This window comes from Streptomyces sp. Root431 (assembly GCF_001426585.1).
In the GTDB taxonomy this organism is placed as follows: Bacteria; Actinomycetota; Actinomycetes; order Streptomycetales; family Streptomycetaceae; genus Streptomyces; species Streptomyces stackebrandtii.
This window is the reverse complement of record NZ_LMEI01000006.1, coordinates 65360-80815: the sequence shown is the minus strand read 5'-3', so window position 1 is coordinate 80815 and position 15456 is coordinate 65360. Positions and strand designations below refer to the sequence as shown.

The 15456-nt window shown below is 74.2% G+C and carries 8 protein-coding genes and 1 pseudogene; 2 read left to right on the top strand and 7 right to left on the bottom strand.

All coding sequences use genetic code 11. The annotated features are described in order from the left end of the window. Positions 1-66: 66 nt before the first annotated feature. From ASC82_RS04840 to ASC82_RS04815, 6 genes are all read right to left on the bottom strand, one after another. A complete protein-coding gene (locus ASC82_RS04840; protein WP_056642032.1) occupies positions 67-4482 on the bottom strand; it encodes a CHAT domain-containing protein in 4416 nt (1471 codons plus the stop codon). After that, positions 4479-7478: a hypothetical protein gene (locus ASC82_RS04835; RefSeq protein WP_056642027.1), complete on the bottom strand. Its 3000-nt coding sequence runs from the start codon at positions 7476-7478 to the stop codon at positions 4479-4481. Before ASC82_RS04835 ends, ASC82_RS04840 begins: the two co-directional genes overlap by 4 nt. Positions 7479-8038: 560 nt before the next feature. Further along, positions 8039-8734: an FHA domain-containing protein gene (locus ASC82_RS04830; RefSeq protein WP_056642025.1), complete on the bottom strand. Its 696-nt coding sequence runs from the start codon at positions 8732-8734 to the stop codon at positions 8039-8041. After that, on the bottom strand, positions 8722-9417 hold the full coding sequence (locus ASC82_RS04825; protein WP_056642022.1) for a 4Fe-4S single cluster domain-containing protein: 696 nt from the start codon (positions 9415-9417) through the stop codon (positions 8722-8724). The genes ASC82_RS04830 and ASC82_RS04825 overlap by 13 nt, the downstream gene beginning before the upstream one ends. Further along, complete coding sequence (locus ASC82_RS04820; RefSeq protein ID WP_079039048.1) at positions 9408-11579, bottom strand: AAA family ATPase; 2172 nt, start codon at positions 11577-11579, stop codon at positions 9408-9410. The genes ASC82_RS04825 and ASC82_RS04820 overlap by 10 nt, the downstream gene beginning before the upstream one ends. Beyond that, positions 11569-12951 carry a hypothetical protein gene (locus ASC82_RS04815; RefSeq protein ID WP_157863437.1) on the bottom strand — a complete coding sequence of 461 codons (1383 nt, stop codon included), beginning with the start codon at positions 12949-12951 and terminating at the stop codon, positions 11569-11571. Before ASC82_RS04815 ends, ASC82_RS04820 begins: the two co-directional genes overlap by 11 nt. Before the next feature lie 184 nt (positions 12952-13135). Here ASC82_RS04815 and ASC82_RS30535 point away from each other — a divergent pair, with 184 nt between their 5' ends. Both ASC82_RS30535 and ASC82_RS04805 read left to right on the top strand, forming a co-directional pair. Continuing rightward, on the top strand, positions 13136-13906 hold the full coding sequence (locus ASC82_RS30535) for a hypothetical protein (protein ID WP_199862464.1): 771 nt from the start codon (positions 13136-13138) through the stop codon (positions 13904-13906). Positions 13907-13910: 4 nt separating this feature from the next. Then, on the top strand, positions 13911-14597 hold the full coding sequence (locus tag ASC82_RS04805; RefSeq protein WP_056642014.1) for an RES family NAD+ phosphorylase: 687 nt from the start codon (positions 13911-13913) through the stop codon (positions 14595-14597). Positions 14598-14740: 143 nt separating this feature from the next. Here ASC82_RS04805 and ASC82_RS04800 read toward each other — a convergent pair. Continuing rightward, positions 14741-15391 (bottom strand): annotated as a pseudogene (locus ASC82_RS04800) (transposase); the annotation flags it as partial. Positions 15392-15456 lie beyond the last annotated feature (65 nt).

The following is a 15456-nucleotide window of genomic DNA, read 5'->3' as shown; positions in this document are numbered from 1 at the left end:
GCCAGGGGTCCGCTTCGTCGGCGGCCGACCCGTACGCCGGTCCCGCCCGAGCCGGGGCCGCCCGGCTCAGTGCCCCTGGCAGACGAAGGCCGCCCACAGCTCCGGAGCCGCCGGATCGGCGTCGTGGAGGATGTCGGCCACGGCCCTCGGCATGCCGTCCGGAAGCCGCCGGTCGGGGTCCAGGAGCCACAGCTGGGTCTCACGCAACGCCCGTGCGAGGGGTACGCCGTGCCGGAGCCGGTCGTGGAACACGTACATGATCAACCCCGTCGGCCCGTCCTCCACCTCCCAGCGCGAGCCGACCACGCCGGTCGCGCCGGCGGCGAGGAAGGCCGTGGAGAGGGTGAGGGACTCGTCGAAGTCCCCCGCGAGGTGGTCGCTGACGCAGGCGTCGAGCACGACGAGCCCGCCCGGCGCCTCCGCCGGGCGACCACGGGCCTGCTCCAGGATCACGCGGACCGACAACGGGGCCGCCCGCCCCTCCTGCGACCCCGCGAGGGCCAGGCAGGCGTCGAGGGGTGACACGCTCGAGGGCCAGGCGTGGCACGCCAGGTGCAGCACCGACGCCCCTGCCCGTTCGCGCCCCGGCAACGCCGACAGGACCTCGGCGGGCGTACCGGTCCCCTTCGCCCCCCGGACCCTGCCCAGCAGCAGTCCCTCCCGGTAGATCGCCGCGTGGATCTGGCGGGCCTCCGTGGCCGCACCGGGCAGGGACTCGTCCGGGTTGCCGACGATCACCGGCGAGGCCTTCAGGGGCAGCCGGGGACGCCTGGTCACCACCTGGAGCTGGCGGGCCGAGGCCGCGTACGACAGAACCGCCCGCTCCACGGCGCGGACCGGCCGGCCGCCGTGCCGCAGCCCGCTGCTCAGGACGGCCGCGTGCCACGGAATGCCACCGAGCTCGCCGAACGGCACGAGCACCAGGTGAGGTTCAGGGCCGGCCGCGCGGATCAAGGGCGAGCGGAGGAGCGGGGCCATCACCACGGGCCCGGCCCAGTCGCAGAGTTCGGCGAGCGCCGTGCTCCAGCGGGCATGCGCGGTCGTGCGTGCCCGATCGGCCGCGTCGGCCGGATCGGCGCCGTCGGCCGCGTCGGTCCAATCGTCGGGACTGTCGGGACCGTCGGGACCGTCGACGGATGCAGAGGCCGCGGCGGCGGCCTCAAGGGCCGTCTGGCGCTCGCGGTGAGCATCCCGGTAGGCGGTCAGAACGTCCAGGCCGCGCCGTCTCAGGAGGCCGAGCGCGACGGTGTCGACCTCGCCGTCACGGGTCACGACGACCGCCACGCCTCCGCTGCCCGCGTCCGCCGGGAGGAGTTCGGCGCCGCCCGGCGGCAGGAGGTAGACCAGCGCGTCGGCGCCGGCCGCGCGCAGCGTGGTGCCGATCTCCTCCGGAGTCGGCGGGGTGGTGAGCGCGGTACCGGCCCCCGAACGCGCGAGCGCCGTAAGTGCGCGCTGGCGCAGGTCGTCCGGAAGGGGCGGTTCCATCCCCTCGGCGAGCGTGCCGAGCAGCGAATCCGAGCCGTCCAGGAGGGTGCCCAGATCGGTGACCGCTCCCGCCACCCCGGCGACCACCGGGCCTTGGTCCCACTCCGCCGCCAGGTCGGCACGGCCGGCCTCCCGCAGCAGCGCGGGCAGGTCGGAGGTGGTGGTGGCGGCGTGCAGTACCTGGCCCCGGCCGAGTTCGAGCGCCTCCAGCGCGCCCCGCAGGTCACCGTCGGAGAGGCACCACCGGGCGATCTGCAAGGCCCGGTCGCTCGCGGTGCGGGCCATCTGGAGGGCCGCTTCGGCGGCGGCCTGGAGCAGCACCACACTCGCGGCCTCGCGCAGCGCCGCGATCCCGGCCTCCCGCGCGGCCCGGGCGTCGTCGGGTACGGGGGTGGGCGCGGGCTCGTCGTCGGGCGCGGGTACGCGTGCGGGTGCGGGGACAGAGGCAGCGGCGGGGGCGGCGCGCGCGACTCCCTCTCTCCCGTCACGGGTGTCGTGCCCGGCGGAGGCGCGGGCGCGCAGGGCGTCGGCCAGGACGTATCCGAGGAACGTGCTCACCGGGGAGGGGGCGCGCTGCCGCATCCGCTCGAGCCCCGCGACGGCGATCTCCACGGCCTCGTCGACGTGGGCGGGCACCCCCGTGTACTTGAACCGGTTGAAGAGCAGGGCCGCGAGGAGGAGGGTGGCCCGCATGCCCTCGGGGCTGTCCGGCGAGACGGCGGCGAGCGTCTCGCGCAGCAGGCGATCGGCGCTCGCGACTCCCCCGGCGTTGTACGGCGTGAACGAACTGACCATCAGCGCGCCGGCCGTCCGCAGCAGCAGCCGGGGGCGATCGTGATGGTCCTCGGGGAGGACCTCGACGCTCTCCAGCATGATCACGAGTCCGTCGATCCGGCCCTTCGGATCGCCGGTGAAGAAGGCCTGTACGAACAGGGCAACGCCGAAGTCGACGTCGACCGTCAGCCGCTGGGGGTCGTCCGGGGCGAACGAGTCCCGCACCCGGCGCATCGCGGCGACCGCGGCTGCCATGCCCGGTGTGTCGCGCGCGACGCTGGCGAGCATGAACTGCAGTTGTGTCAGGCCGTGTTCGAGAACCGTACGGTCCCGGCCGATCAGCCGCCGGTCGGTGACGACCGTGGTGCCGCCGCCGGTCACCGCGCCGGTGACATCGCTGAGGTAGCGGTGGGCGGCGTGCAGGTCCTGGAGGTCGCCGCCGGCGAGATAGCGCTGGTAGAGCCCGACTCCGAGGTTCTGCAGGTAGACGACCCGGTTGACGTCGGAGGGCGAGGTCTGCCGGAACGCGGCGGTCAGGTGCCGGATCGACGCGTCGAGGTCGTCGCTGGAGTGCGACAAGGCGTGGCGCTGGCTGAGCGCGGCGGCGTAGGCGCCGTGCGCCTGGGAGCGGAAGCTGGGCGTGTCGGACGGCGTGCTCATCGACTCGTTGAGCAGTTCGATGGTCCGGTCGATGTGCTCGAGCCTGCGGACGCTCCGGTCGTCGGCGAGGTTGGCGTGCGCCAGGTGGTTGATCAGCTCGCTGCGCAGCGGCCCGTCGTCGGGGTGGAGTTCGACGGCGCGCTCCAGGTGGAACGCGGCCTCGGCGATCTCGTACCGAGCGGGCTCGTAGTCGTGCAGGGTGTTGAGGAGGGTGCCGAGCGTGGCGTGTCCGCTCGCGCGCAGCGGGTCCTCGGCCGACAGTCCGTCGAGCGCCGCCCGCAGCAGTTCGACGGCCTCGTGGTGGTTCTCCGTCGGTCCCGAATCCGCCTCGCCGGTGCCGGAGCCACCGCTGTCCGGGGCGGTTCCCTCGGCCGGCTCGGGCCGCGCCGTGGGCTCGACGCTCTCCGCGAGGGCCGAGCCGAGGAGGGCTGTCGCCCGAGCGTGGTCCGGGTCCTCGGGGTCGATCAGCCGGTGCAGGTCACGGAGTCGGGCCAGGCGGGCGGGACGGTCCTCGGGGCGCGCCCGGCCCCCGCCCCGCTCCTGGTAGACGTCGATGAGATGCCCTGCGGCGAAGATCCGCGAGGGGTGATCGTCGGGTGCGGTCGCGGCGAGCAGTTCGAGGTGGTGGGCGGCCCGTTCGGCATCGCCGGGCGCGTCGGATGCCTGGAGGAGCCGGATCAGCCGTACGCGGGTCTCGATCTCCAACTGGTCGGCCTCGTCGGCCGATTCCGCCCGGTCGACCGATTCCGCCCGGTGGAGCGAGTCCGCCCGGCTGTCCGATTCCGCCCGGTCGACCGAGTCCGACTGGTGGAGCGAGTCCGCTCCGTCGGCCCAGTCCGCCTCGCCGCGTGGCCGCATCGCGTGGAGCAGTTCCTCCAGGAGGGCGGCGGCTGTGAGGAGGTCGGCGGAGTCGCCGTCGCGGTCGTAGCGGTCGGCGAGGGCACAGCCGTACGTGACGATGAACCCGGGGTGCGGCTCCTCGTCGATCAGCCGCAGCCCTTCCTCGAAGGCGGCGAGCGCCTCGTCCAGATCGTCGGGCCCCGCGTCCGGCCCCCCACCGGCCTCCCCCGTCGACCCAGCGTCCGGGGCCTCCTCCGCCCCCTCCTCCGCCCCCTCCTCCGCCCCCTCGTCCGCCCCCTCGTGCCGGTCGTGCAGCAGGAGCGCGAGCCGGATGGAGGCGTGGGCGTGGACGGGGTCGTCCTCCGGCAGGAGGGCCCGGCTGAGGGCGAGCAGGGGCGTCGCCTCCCGCCGCAGCGCGTGCGGGTCGTCGACGCCGTACGCCTCGGCCTGACCCGTGGCGGCCTGCCAGTAGCCCACGGACAGGGTCAGGCCGTACAGGTAGCGGGCGAAGGCCAGTTGGTACGGGTCGGCCCGGGCGCCCTGTCGTTCGAGAGCGCCGCGGGCCCGGAGCAGTACGTCACGGCAGCGCCACAGCGAGCGGGCGGCCTCCTCTGGCTGCTCCTGCTCATCGTGGTGTTCCAGCAACTTCTGGGCGGCGTCGATGAGTTCTTCCGGGTCGGCGCCCTCCGGGGGCTCGGCCGGCCGGGTCGCGGCCGCCGTCACCGGCCCACGCTCCGGGTACGGCGCAGGGCGAAGGAACCGGTGGCGGCGGCCAGCGGCAGGGCGAGGAGCAGCGCGGCCCAGAACGCCGCGGGTCCCCAGGTGGCGGCGGTCTCGGCGAAGAAGGCCTCCCAGACGGGCACGCTGACGGCCTGCGCGGGCTCGACGGGCGGCGGCCAGGCTCCGAGGACGGCGACGGCGAGCAGGCCGCCGCCGAGGATCCGGCGGGCGGTCCGCGGAGTGCACACCGCGGCGAGGGCGCAGAGCGCGGCACAGGCCGCGAGGTACTGCGACTGGTAGGCGGCGCCCTGCTGTCCGGTGCCCCAGGAGGCGAGGGTCGCGTGGTCGCCGGTGAGAGCGAGCCGGAATTCGACGGCCGCTCCCAGCACGACCACGAGGGTGACCACGCCGGCGAGGGCGAACAGTCCGCGGTCCCGCATCCCGCCGGAGCCCGTTCGCCACGCGGCCGGGTTCTGGTACGGACGCCCCGGCAGCCCCGCCTGGGTGCGGCGCCGTTCCGCCCGGGCGCGCCGCAGTCCGGTCTGCTGCTGTTCGGCGGCCCGCGCCCGGGCCAGGAGCCTCGCGGCGTACGCCAGCAGGACGAAGCCGACGACCAGGACGGCGAGGGCCACGACGCCGTTCCAGCTGCGCCAGCCCCCGAGCAGCCACCGCGCGCGCTCCGCCAGCCAGGCGGGGGCGTGCAGCACCTCCAACGGAGGCAGGTCGGGGCGGCGGTAGCCGACGAAGACCGCGAGGAGCGCGCCGAGGACCAGCGCCCGCCCGGGGACGGGTGTGCGGGGCAGGGCGAAGGCGAGGGCGGCCGCGAGCGCCACCGCGCACAGGCCTCCCAGGGTCACCGACGCGGCGTCCGCGGCCCGGGTGAGCGGCCCGACGAGCGCCTCCTCGGGCTTCAGGGCCGCCCAGCCGATGCCGCTGTCGACGACCGTACGGGCCATGGCTCCGCACCAGGTCAGGGCCCACACCGCGGTGAACAGGACGACGGCGGCCCAGACCCGCCGTACGAGCGGGGGCCAGGTGACCGACCACCACTCGGCGAGGGTGACCTCGTGGTCCTGTCCGAGCGCGTCGGCCCGGAGCAGCCGGGGCAGCAGCGCGACCGCGGCGACGAGGGCCGTGCGCCCGGAGACGGCGGCCGGCGATCCGGCGGCGGCCCTGCGGTGCAGGCCGGCCCAGCGGCGCAGGAAGGGGGCTTCGCCGCCGCGTCGCCGCAGGGCGGCGGTGACGCGGTGGCGGACGGCGTTCAGGTGGGCGAGGAGGACGAGCAGTACCAGGGGTGCCCGTACCGCCAGCGGTGCCAGGGCGCCGGGCAGTCCGGCGAGCGGCAGCAGGGCCCGCTTGCGATCGGCGGGCCGCACGATCAGGGCCGCGCTCAGCCCGTACGCGATGTTCCGCTCGTACGGGCTGAGGTCGTCGTTCCGGCCGTCGCGGTGGCCCAGGGTGCGGGCCTCCGCGCGTACGCCCTCGATGGTGAGCGGGAGTTCGTCGGCGAGGGTGAGCAGGAGGCGGCAGCGGTCCTCGCAGCCGTCGTGGCCGCAGCGGAACCCGGCGGCGACGGTGGGCACCGAGGCGCCGATCAGCTCGTCGATGAACGTGACGGCGTCGCCGCTCTGGGCGATACGGGCGATGCCCTCCGCGTCCACGCGCCGGCCGCGGTACTGCGGGGTGGCCGTGGGCGCGAACACGGCGACGAAGGCGAGGGCCGCCACGGCGGCGCGGACGGGCCGAGCGGGGCCGCGGTCGAGGCCCTGGAGCTGCCCGATGTCGAAGGAGGTGTCGTGCAGTTCGTCGCGCAGCCAGGCCGCCAGGCGCCGTCCGCCGTCGGCGGCGAGCCAGTCCGCGGCCTCCTGGGAGTTCCGGGCCATCGCCGCCGCGAGGCTCTCGGCCTCGTGGTGGGCCTCGCCGCGGAAGGTGATCGGCCGGTTGGCGTGGCGGGCGGTGGGCCGGGCCTCGGGGATGTCCGGCCGGACGACCTCGGGTGACTCGCCCTTGAGCCAGCGCCGGACCTCGGCCGCGGTCCACCGGTCGTCGGGGTCCTTGGTGAGGAGGCCCTGGAGCAGCAGGTTCTGCCGGGGGTCGGCGACCGCCGTCAGGTCGACCTCCCCGTTCATGATCAGGCCGCGCGTCCAGGCGGTGTCCGTGATCCGGGCGTCGTCGTCGAGGACGTACAGCGGGCGGCCGACGAACACCTGGTACAGCACCAGGCCGAGGGTCCACCAGGGAGTGGCCTTCAGGTTCTGGTGGACGATCTGTTCCGGCGCCGTGTACAGCGGCGTGACCTGGAATTCGCGGTAGCTCTGGCTCGCCGTGAACCGGGCGATGCCGCCGAAGTCGGCGACGACGAACTCGTGGCGGCCCCGGGCGCGGGACCTGACCAGGATGTTGGCGGGCTTGAGGTCGAGCGGGTTGCGGTCGATGCGGGTCTGCCAGAAGTCGAGCAGCTCGGCGAGTTCGCGGACCGTCTCCTCGGCCTCGATCCGCTCGCCCCGGCGGGCCCCGGTGCGCGGCCGTCCCGCGAGATGGTCGTCGAGCGTGTCCGGCAGGTACTCCATCGCGACCCAGCCGCACCGGGCGGCGCCGACGGCGACCTCGCCGAACTCGAAGATCTCGGGCACGTGCCGCTGGAACTCGGGCACGGCGAGGTGGCGGAGGATGTCCAGGTCCATGGACTGACCGGGATGGGCGATCTTCAGCGCCCTCTCCCGTCCGTCCTCCAGCCGCACGTGCCAGACCGTCCCCTCGCTGCCGGCGCCCGCGATGCCGATGGGGTGGTAGCCGCGCCCGCTCAAGGTCTCCGGGAACTCGGCGTGCGGGGTGCTGCCGCGCGCGCGGCGCGTGTGCGGGCCCGTGCGGGAGGCGGTGCCGGTCGGGGCCTCGGAGTCGTGGACGGGCTGGGGGGTGGCGGTTGCTCGGGGCTGCCGGCGGGTGGCGGGACTCGGCGGGACCTCGTCCGTCGGCCGCGCGGGCGTGGGCGCGTCCATCGGCTCCTGGCCCGTCGGCTGTACGCGTGTGGGCGGACTCGCCGGGACCTCGTCCGTCGGCCGCGCGGGCGTGGGCGCATCCGTCGGCTCCTGGCCCCTCGGCTGTACGCGTGTGGGCGGACTCGCCGGGGCGTCGCCACTCCGCTGCACGCGGGTCGGAGGACTCTGCGGAGGCACGGGCGGCGGTGTGGAGGGTGGCGTGGACGGCGGTGTGGACGGTGGTGTCGGCTGCTGCGTGGGCTTCGGCTTCTGCTGCCGTGTGGCGGGGCTCTGCTGCCGCGGCTGCGGCACGCCCGTGCGCTGCTTCCGGGTCGGCGGGCTCGGGCGGCCGCGCCCGGGTGGCGTGCTGTCTTCCGCCGGTTCGTCGGTCGGATTCTCGGCCATGAGGTGTCCCCGTTCCCCGGCCTGGCGCCGGGTCCGTTCGGATGACGTGCTGTGGGTGAGCGGTTCGGTGTGCGGTGCGGAAGGAAGGGCGGACGGGCGGACGGGCGGACGGGCGTGCGGGCGGTGGTCGATGCCGGTGCGTGCGTGGGGGCGTGCGCGTTTGGGCGTCGGGCGCCCTAGCGCGGAGCGCCGAACTCGTCGATCTCCACGATGACCAGGTCGACGTCCTGGGCGAGCCGGACCTCGTGGCTGCCCGGCCAGACCGAGGCGCGGCCCTCGATGCGCTCGCCGTCGACGAAGGTGCCGTTGCTGGAGCAGGTGTCGCGGACGTACAACTGCCCAGACTCCCAGAAGAACTCGGCGTGTTCGCGCGAGATCTGGTCGAGCAGGTCGAGGCCGGTCACGTGCGCGCAGTCGGGGGCGTCCCTGCCCAGCCGGGTGGGCGCCTCGCCCTCGCCGCGCAGCGGCACGAGCACGCCGGCGAGGACCAGGGCAAGCCGGACGGTCGAGTCGCGAACGGGCGTGGGGCGGACGATCGGAGGGCGGGTGGGTTCGGGGCGTGGCGGCCGGGTCCCGGACGGACGCCGGGGGCGTTCGGCCTCGCCCTCTGCCGCGCGCTCGTGCGCGGTCCCCGCTCTGGAGCCGGCGCCTTCCTGACGTTGCCCGCTCGCGTCCTCGCCCCCGCCGTCGGCTCCCCGTTCCGGAGCCCCGTCCGACCTTCCCGACTCTCCGGACCCGTTCAACTCCTCCGAGATGAGGACACGTTCGGGTACGAGCTGGTCCCACTCGTGGACGGCGCAGAAGCCCCGGCTCGCCGACGTGGGGCAGTCGTCCGGTGTCACCGGGCAGCGGTAGCGCGTCAAGGACGCCATGTGTTCTCCCGAAAGGTCACTCCGCGGGACGCCAACTCCCGCTCCAGTGATGCTAGTTCGCCCGGCTGCGGCACGCCGATGACCTGGATCTCCGTATCCGTCACCCGCACCTGGAGCTCCGGGCGGTCGGCCTCCCGCCGCAGATGGGCCGCGTATCGGCGCCGCCCCAACGGAGTGAGGGGAACGAGGCGCTGGTTGGCCGATCCGCGCCAGACGAGCCGGGTGGGTTCGCCCGCGCGGTACCGCCCGGTGATGACGGCGTCGGCGAGCTCCAGCGCCGCCCGGGCCTCCGGCGAGGCGGCGATCTCGTCCTCGTCGCGACCTGTGTACACGAGGAGGTCGGCGTCGGTGCGGTCGGCGGCGCGCCGCTCCCGGTCCGCCGCGGCTAGGAGCTCCGCGAGCGCGGCGGGTTGTTCCAGGGGTTCGCCGCCGCTGACGGTCAGCCCGTCGTAGCCGTCGGCGAGGGCGCGGCGCCAGGCGTCGGCGAGCCGCTCGACCGGAATCTCCCGACCGCCCCGGGGATCCCAGGTGTGCCGGGACATGCAGCCGGGGCAGGCGAGCGGGCACCCCTGGACCCATAAGCCGAGCCGTCGCCCGGGCCCCAAGGCGGTGACGGGCCCGAGCAGGTCGGCGATGCGCAGGGTCCGCCCCGCGGGCCGCCCCGTTTCCCCGGTCACATCCACCGCCGCATCGTGAGTGCGTACGCGTCGCCCTCGCCTTCCACCGCCTCGACCTCGATGTGCTCGCCGGCGCGGGGCGGCTGGTGGAACAGCTCGCGCGACAGGGGGTTGACCAGGGCCGACTCCACGGCGGTGACCACGCCTCGGCCGCCGTGGTCGAGCCGCCCCGCGGCCTCCACGCGCAGGACCTCCCACGCCTCGTCGGAGATGGTCAGTTCGGCGTCGTGCACCTCGCGGACCCGGCCGGCGACGGAGTCCAGTGACTTGTTGAGGATGAGCGGCACGGACACGGGCTGGATGAAGTCCATCGGGACGAAGCTGTCACCGAAGCGGTTGCGGAGCTCGGGCCGGCCGATGTGCTCGTTGAAGAAGGTGTCGAAGGCCGAGCGGAGCGCCTCCCGCACCACCTCCGGCTTGTCGTGTCGGGTCAGCCGGGGCTGCTGTCGCGCCCGTTCGCGCGCCGCACGCTCCCGGGCGTCCTCGCCGCCCCCGCCACTCCCGCCGTCACCGCCTGCCCCGTCGTCCGGGCCGCCCGCGCCTCCCTCGCCTTCGCCGGCCGGTTCGGCGTCCTCGGCCCCGCGCCGGGCGGCCGACCGCCTGACCTGCGCCGAGATGCCCAGGTTGGAGGTGAAGATCAGTACGCATTCGGTGAAGTGGACCGTGGCACCCTGCCCGTCGGTGAGCCGGCCGTCCTCCAGGATCTGCAGGAACAGGTCGAAGAGTCGTGGGTGCGCCTTGTCGATCTCGTCGAAGAGCAGGACGCTCATCGGGTGCGCCCGTACGGCGTTGGTCAGTTCGCCTCCCGCACTGTGCCCGACGAAGCCGGGCGGAGCCCCGATGAGCCGGTCGCGGGCGTGCTCCTCGGCGAACTCGCTCATGTCGAAGCGGATCGGGCGGGCGTCGTCGCCCAGGATCATCTTCGCGACGCCCTTGGCCAGTTCGGTCTTCCCGACCCCGGTCGGCCCGGAGAGGAAGAGGGTGCCGCGCGGCCGGCTCGGCGAGCTGGCGGACTGCGCACCCGTGAGGCCGGCCGCCGAGCGCATGAAGATCTCGACCGTGCGGCGGACGGCGTGCGGCTGGCCGATGACGTGGGCGTTGAGATACGCCTCGCCGTGGAGGATGTTCTCTCGGACGGCCCGGGTGGCCCACGGGTTGTCGAGCACACCGACACGGTAGAGCCGGGCGGCCTCGTCGAGGCGCCCCAGCGGCAGCTGCCGGTCGGCCGCCATGCGTCCCACCGCGAGGATCTCGCCGACCCCGAGGCCGTACGAGGACTTGGCGAGGGCCTCGGCCGATCGGCCGCGCGCCTCCTCCGGCACCTGCTCCCCGCTCTCCCGGGCCTGGTGTCGGGCGAGCGTGTCCACCACGTACCGGCCGGCCGCGTGGCGCTGGTCGTGCGGCGGCTCGGGCACGGAGATCACCCGCAACGCCCGGCTTCCGATGGCGAATTCGAGCGGCAGGTCCTCCTGCTTCTCCACGATCCAGAAGATCGTGTTGTACGGCGTGATGCCACCGCCGGTGCCGGCGACGGGGCGCGCCGTGTGCCCCAACTCCTCCACCGTGGCGAGGAGTCGCGCGGCCTGGCCCGCGACGGGTCCCCGCGAGGAGCCCAGCCGGTCGGTGTAGGGCACGATCAGGCCGATGGCGGGGCCGCGGTGCCGGACGGCGCCGATGATGATCTCGCGCAGCCGGGCCGTACCGGCCTCGACGTCGTCCTCCTCGTCCGGGTCGCTCCCGTCCCCCTCCTGTTCGGCGCGGGCGTCCTCCTCCGCCATGCGGCGCAGCGCGGGCGGGAAGGCGAACAGCTCGGGGGTCAGCCGCCAGGCGACCACCCGGTCGATCACGTTGTCCTGCCGGGCCAGGGCGCCGTAGCCCCGCGCGCGGCAGACGGACTCGATGACCTCCTCCAGGCTGTACGGCGTGAGCGGCCGGTCCGGCTCCGGCGCGGCGACGCCCCGCTCGCCGTCCTCGGGCAGGAGGAACCGGTCGCGGACGTTGCCGGTGAGCAGGACCTGCGGGTAGACGGCGAGCGCCATGTCCAGCTCACGGATCCACGCCGGGGCGAGGGGCGCGGCGGGCTGCCGGGGCGGCGCGGCGGCCTTGCGGAGCGGGTCCGCGCCGTCCGGCGCCGCGCCGTCGGTCGTCACGCTGTCGTCAACGGCCACGCTGCCGCTCCTGGTTTCGGGTGGACCACGTGGAGGTGGAGGACTTCCTGGGCTTGACCTTGGCCTTGGGCTTGGGCGCGGAGCGGTCCTGGTGCCGCCCCTTCCCGGGTGCGTCGTCGGCCCGGTCCGGCCAGGGCGCGTCCGGCGCCTCGGCGGTGGGCCGGACGCCGGGCGGCAGAACGGCGGTGCGGTCCAGTGCGACGCCCTTGCCGCGGATCGCGTCCTCCAGTTTCGGTAACTGTTCGTCGCAGAACCAGCGCTGGATCCTGGCGTCGGCTTCCGCGTCGGTCTCGGCTCCGGCCTCCGCATCGGTCTCCACCCAGGCCTCCGCGCCACCGTCCGATCCGGCCGCCGGGGCTCGCACCAGAGCGGTGGTCAGGCCGGTCCGGTCGGCGGCGAGCGTGATGCGCAGCCCGTACCCCTCGGGCATGCCGGTCCCGTCGGGCATGCCGACCCCCTCCTGCCCGGGGTCGGAACCGTCCTCCGTCGGGTCTCCCTCGGTCGTGCCCGAGGGGCCGAAGGGCACGACGACGCTGCCGTCCTCGGCGAGGAGATCGGCGAAGTCGTCGCCCACGGCGTAGTCCCGTTCGCGGAGCACTTCCATGAGGGTGTCGGCGACGGTGGTGCGGTTCCGGGCGGCGGTCTCGCGTGTCACGGCACGCGCCACGTCGTCCGCGAGGTCGGAGGGTTCGGGTGCGTCGGTCACGAGCGGCGTGAGGCGGCGCCGGTCCTCGGGCGAGGCGTCCTCAAGGTGTTCGAGCAGGGTGGCCCGCAGCTCGGCGGCGCGTGCGGCCTTCCGTCGCCGCACGGCCGAGCGGTGGACGAGGACGCCCAGGTCCGTCAGGAGGGTGCGCGCCGTCTCGGCGGTCCCGGCCTGTCGCAGGGCCTCCATTCGACGCGCGAAGACCGGCAGGTCGGCGGGGTCACAGGCGGAGCCGTCCCGTTCGAGGAGCGCCTCGGCCTCCGCGAGCGCCGCCTCCCGCACCGCCGAAGCCCTGCGCGCCTTGTCGGCGGCGATGTCAGCGGCCGACGGCCCGGTGGGCCGGGTCGGCGCGGGACCGGCGTGCTCGGCCTCCTCGGGCGGTGCGGACCAGACGCGGGCGGCGGCCCGGCTCAGCTCGGTCTCGGCCCGGTCGTTGTTCCGCCGGGCGGACTCCAGGGCCCTGGCCAGTTCGGCCGAGCCCCCCTGGGAGTTCGCGGTCACGACGGGCACGTCGACGCGGGCGGTCCGGTGGACGCGGCGCAGGGCCTTCGCCTGGGCGTGGAGATCGCGTGACCGGGCGGTCTCGCGGGCGAGTTGGGCACGCAGTTCGCGGCGCCGCTCGGCCTCCACGTCCACGTACGTCCATCGATATGCGGCGGAGTTGCTCATGGACCCTCCCCCGGGGACCGCGTGTGAATTCGGACGCCCATGATGCCGCACGGGACGCGCGGGCGGAGCCGGTCATCGGATCTCCGGTGATCACAACCCCGGTCACCCCGGGGGCTGTTACGGTGACGACGACGGTGAGTACGGTCAGGACGATGGCGTCGGGAGTCCGGAGGGGGTGGCGGCGGTGGCCTTCGACTCGCAGGGCGGCTCGGCGTTCCTCGCGGTGGCCGTCGAGGCCATCCAGCGGTACTGGGCAGAGCTGTACGCGCTGCTCGACCCGGCCGCTCGGGAGGAACTGGCCGAGATCCTGGAGGACGCGGAGAACGATCCCGTGGCCGCGGCCCGCGATCTCCGCGAACTGATCAAGCCGTTCACGCCGCCGGACCATCCGGCCCGGGTCGCCCTCACACCGACCGGCGTCCGCTTCCGCCCGACGGCGGACGGACCACCCCCGGACGCCACGCTGCTCCCGATGCTGCGTGCGCTGCGCGCCGACGCACTGTCCGGCGAGACGCCCGCTGCGGTGGCCGCGCACCCGGACGCACCGGCACCGGACACGTCCCCGACCGCGTTCCCGTCCGCGCCCCCGGCCACGTCACGTGATGACAGCCCGTACCGCCCGGATGCCGACGACGCGTGGCTGCTCGCCTCGCCCGCCGTTCCCTCGACGGAACTCGGGCTCACGCCGGATCAGGCGCGGGACCTCATCGCGCTGACCTACCAGGACGACGTGGAGCGGGTGCCGTCCTTCCAGCTCGACAGGGAGTCGGGGGCGCCGTACCCGGTGGTGACCGAGATCAATCGACTCCTGTCCGCCGATGTCGACCCCTGGGGCGCCGCCGACTGGTGGCTGGGGTCCAACGTGTGGCTCGACGCCGCGCCCGCGACGCTGCTCGGGACCGGGGCGGACGGTGCCCTGCTGGCCGCGGCGCAGGCCGAGACCCCGGATTGGTGAGCACGTGCCCGACCAGATGATCCCCCGGTCCACCGTCCGCTTGTCGCCGCTGCGGTACGTCCTGCCGGCCGGCACCGAACTGTGGCGCGTCCACAACGCCCAGTGGGGCGCCACGCAGTTCAAGGCGGTTCCGGCGGATCTCCACTGGGGCGGCGGCCGTTTCTGCGACATCCCGGACGGGCTGAGAAGCGACAAGGTGCCCTACCTGTACGCGGCGAGGTCGCCGCTGACGGCACTGTGCGAAACCCTCGCACGGGACCTGGAGATGCCGGACAACGGACGGCGACGCATCACCCAGCGCAAGATCCGGGGCACCCTCCTGTCGAAGGTGATCGTGGCGGCGGACCTGCCGCTGATCGACCTCACACGGGCGGAGGGCCTCACCGCCGTGCACCAGGACCACTGGCTGGTCACGTCCTCGGCCCGGCACTACGCGCGCACACGCCGCTGGGGCTCGTGGATTCGGAGCCAGGCATCCTGGGCGACAGGCTTCCGCTGGCCGTCCCGCCAGGACTTCGGCCCGCATACGGCCGACGCGTACGTCCTGTACGAGGACGAGGACGGGCCCGACCTGCTCAAGCCCTCCGCGGAGGACTCGCTGGAACTCAACAGCCCGGAGGGCCGCGACTACGTCAACTCGCGGCTCGAGCCGTTGAAGATCCGGGTCGAAACGCCCCGGAAGCGCACCTGACGCTCGAGCTTCCGAGCGTCAGGCGTACCGGCACACCACCGGCCGTGAGGTAAGACCACCCACGTGATCCGAAAGAGACGGCCTAAGGGCTGTCCCGCAAGTGATCTCAGACGTGCTCCTCATCAGCCGTCGGCATAGTTCCACTATCCGGTCAGGGCGAGGTTGTAGAGGCTGGCGATACCAAACATGGCGTGGTGGACGCCGTCGCCTTTCAGGCGGCAGTCGCGGAGGATCTTCCAGGTCTTCATGCGGGCGAAGGTGTGCTCAACTCGGGCGCGGACCTTGCGGTGGGAGGTGTTGTGGGCTTCCTTCCAGGCCCGTAGCTCGGTCTGGCCAGGTTCTCGGCGGTGCGGGATGATCAGACCAGTGCCGCGGTAGCCACCGTCGGCGATCACGGTGGTGTTGCCCACCGAGCTCTTGGCTCCGGACAATTCCCATGCCTTGCAGTCATTGCGGTTGCCCGGCACAGGCCGGCCGACGGAGACGACAAGGCGTGAGACGGCATCGATGACGACCTGGTGGTTGGTCGAGTAACGGTAGTTCTTGGACTGCTCCGCCACGCTGTGGTCCCGCGTCGGCACCAGGGTGCCGTCCACGATCAGCACCGTGTCACTGCGGAAGCGGCTCTGCGGCCGCAGCGCGAGCAAGGGGCCGAGCTGGCTCACGATCCGGCCCGCGGCAGACTTCGAGATCCCGAACAAGGGGGCCAGCTGCCGCAAGGTCAGGTTTGTCCGCCAGTACGCGGACACCAGCAACACCCGGTCTTCCAGCCGAAGACTCCACGGACGGCCCCTGCAAACCACGGGCAATCCTTCCTCCCGCACGGGTCCGGACCTGCGGGCCCTGGATCTGCCGGCCC

Bases quoted from the DNA above. Each gene is read 5' to 3' on its own strand.
- ASC82_RS04830 (WP_056642025.1), bottom strand. From the start codon at position 8,734: ATGGCGTCCTTGACGCGCTACCGCTGCCCGGTGACACCGGACGACTGC.
- ASC82_RS04815 (WP_157863437.1), bottom strand. From the start codon at position 12,951: ATGAGCAACTCCGCCGCATATCGATGGACGTACGTGGACGTGGAGGCC.
- ASC82_RS04835 (WP_056642027.1), bottom strand. From the start codon at position 7,478: ATGGACGCGCCCACGCCCGCGCGGCCGACGGACGAGGTCCCGCCGAGT.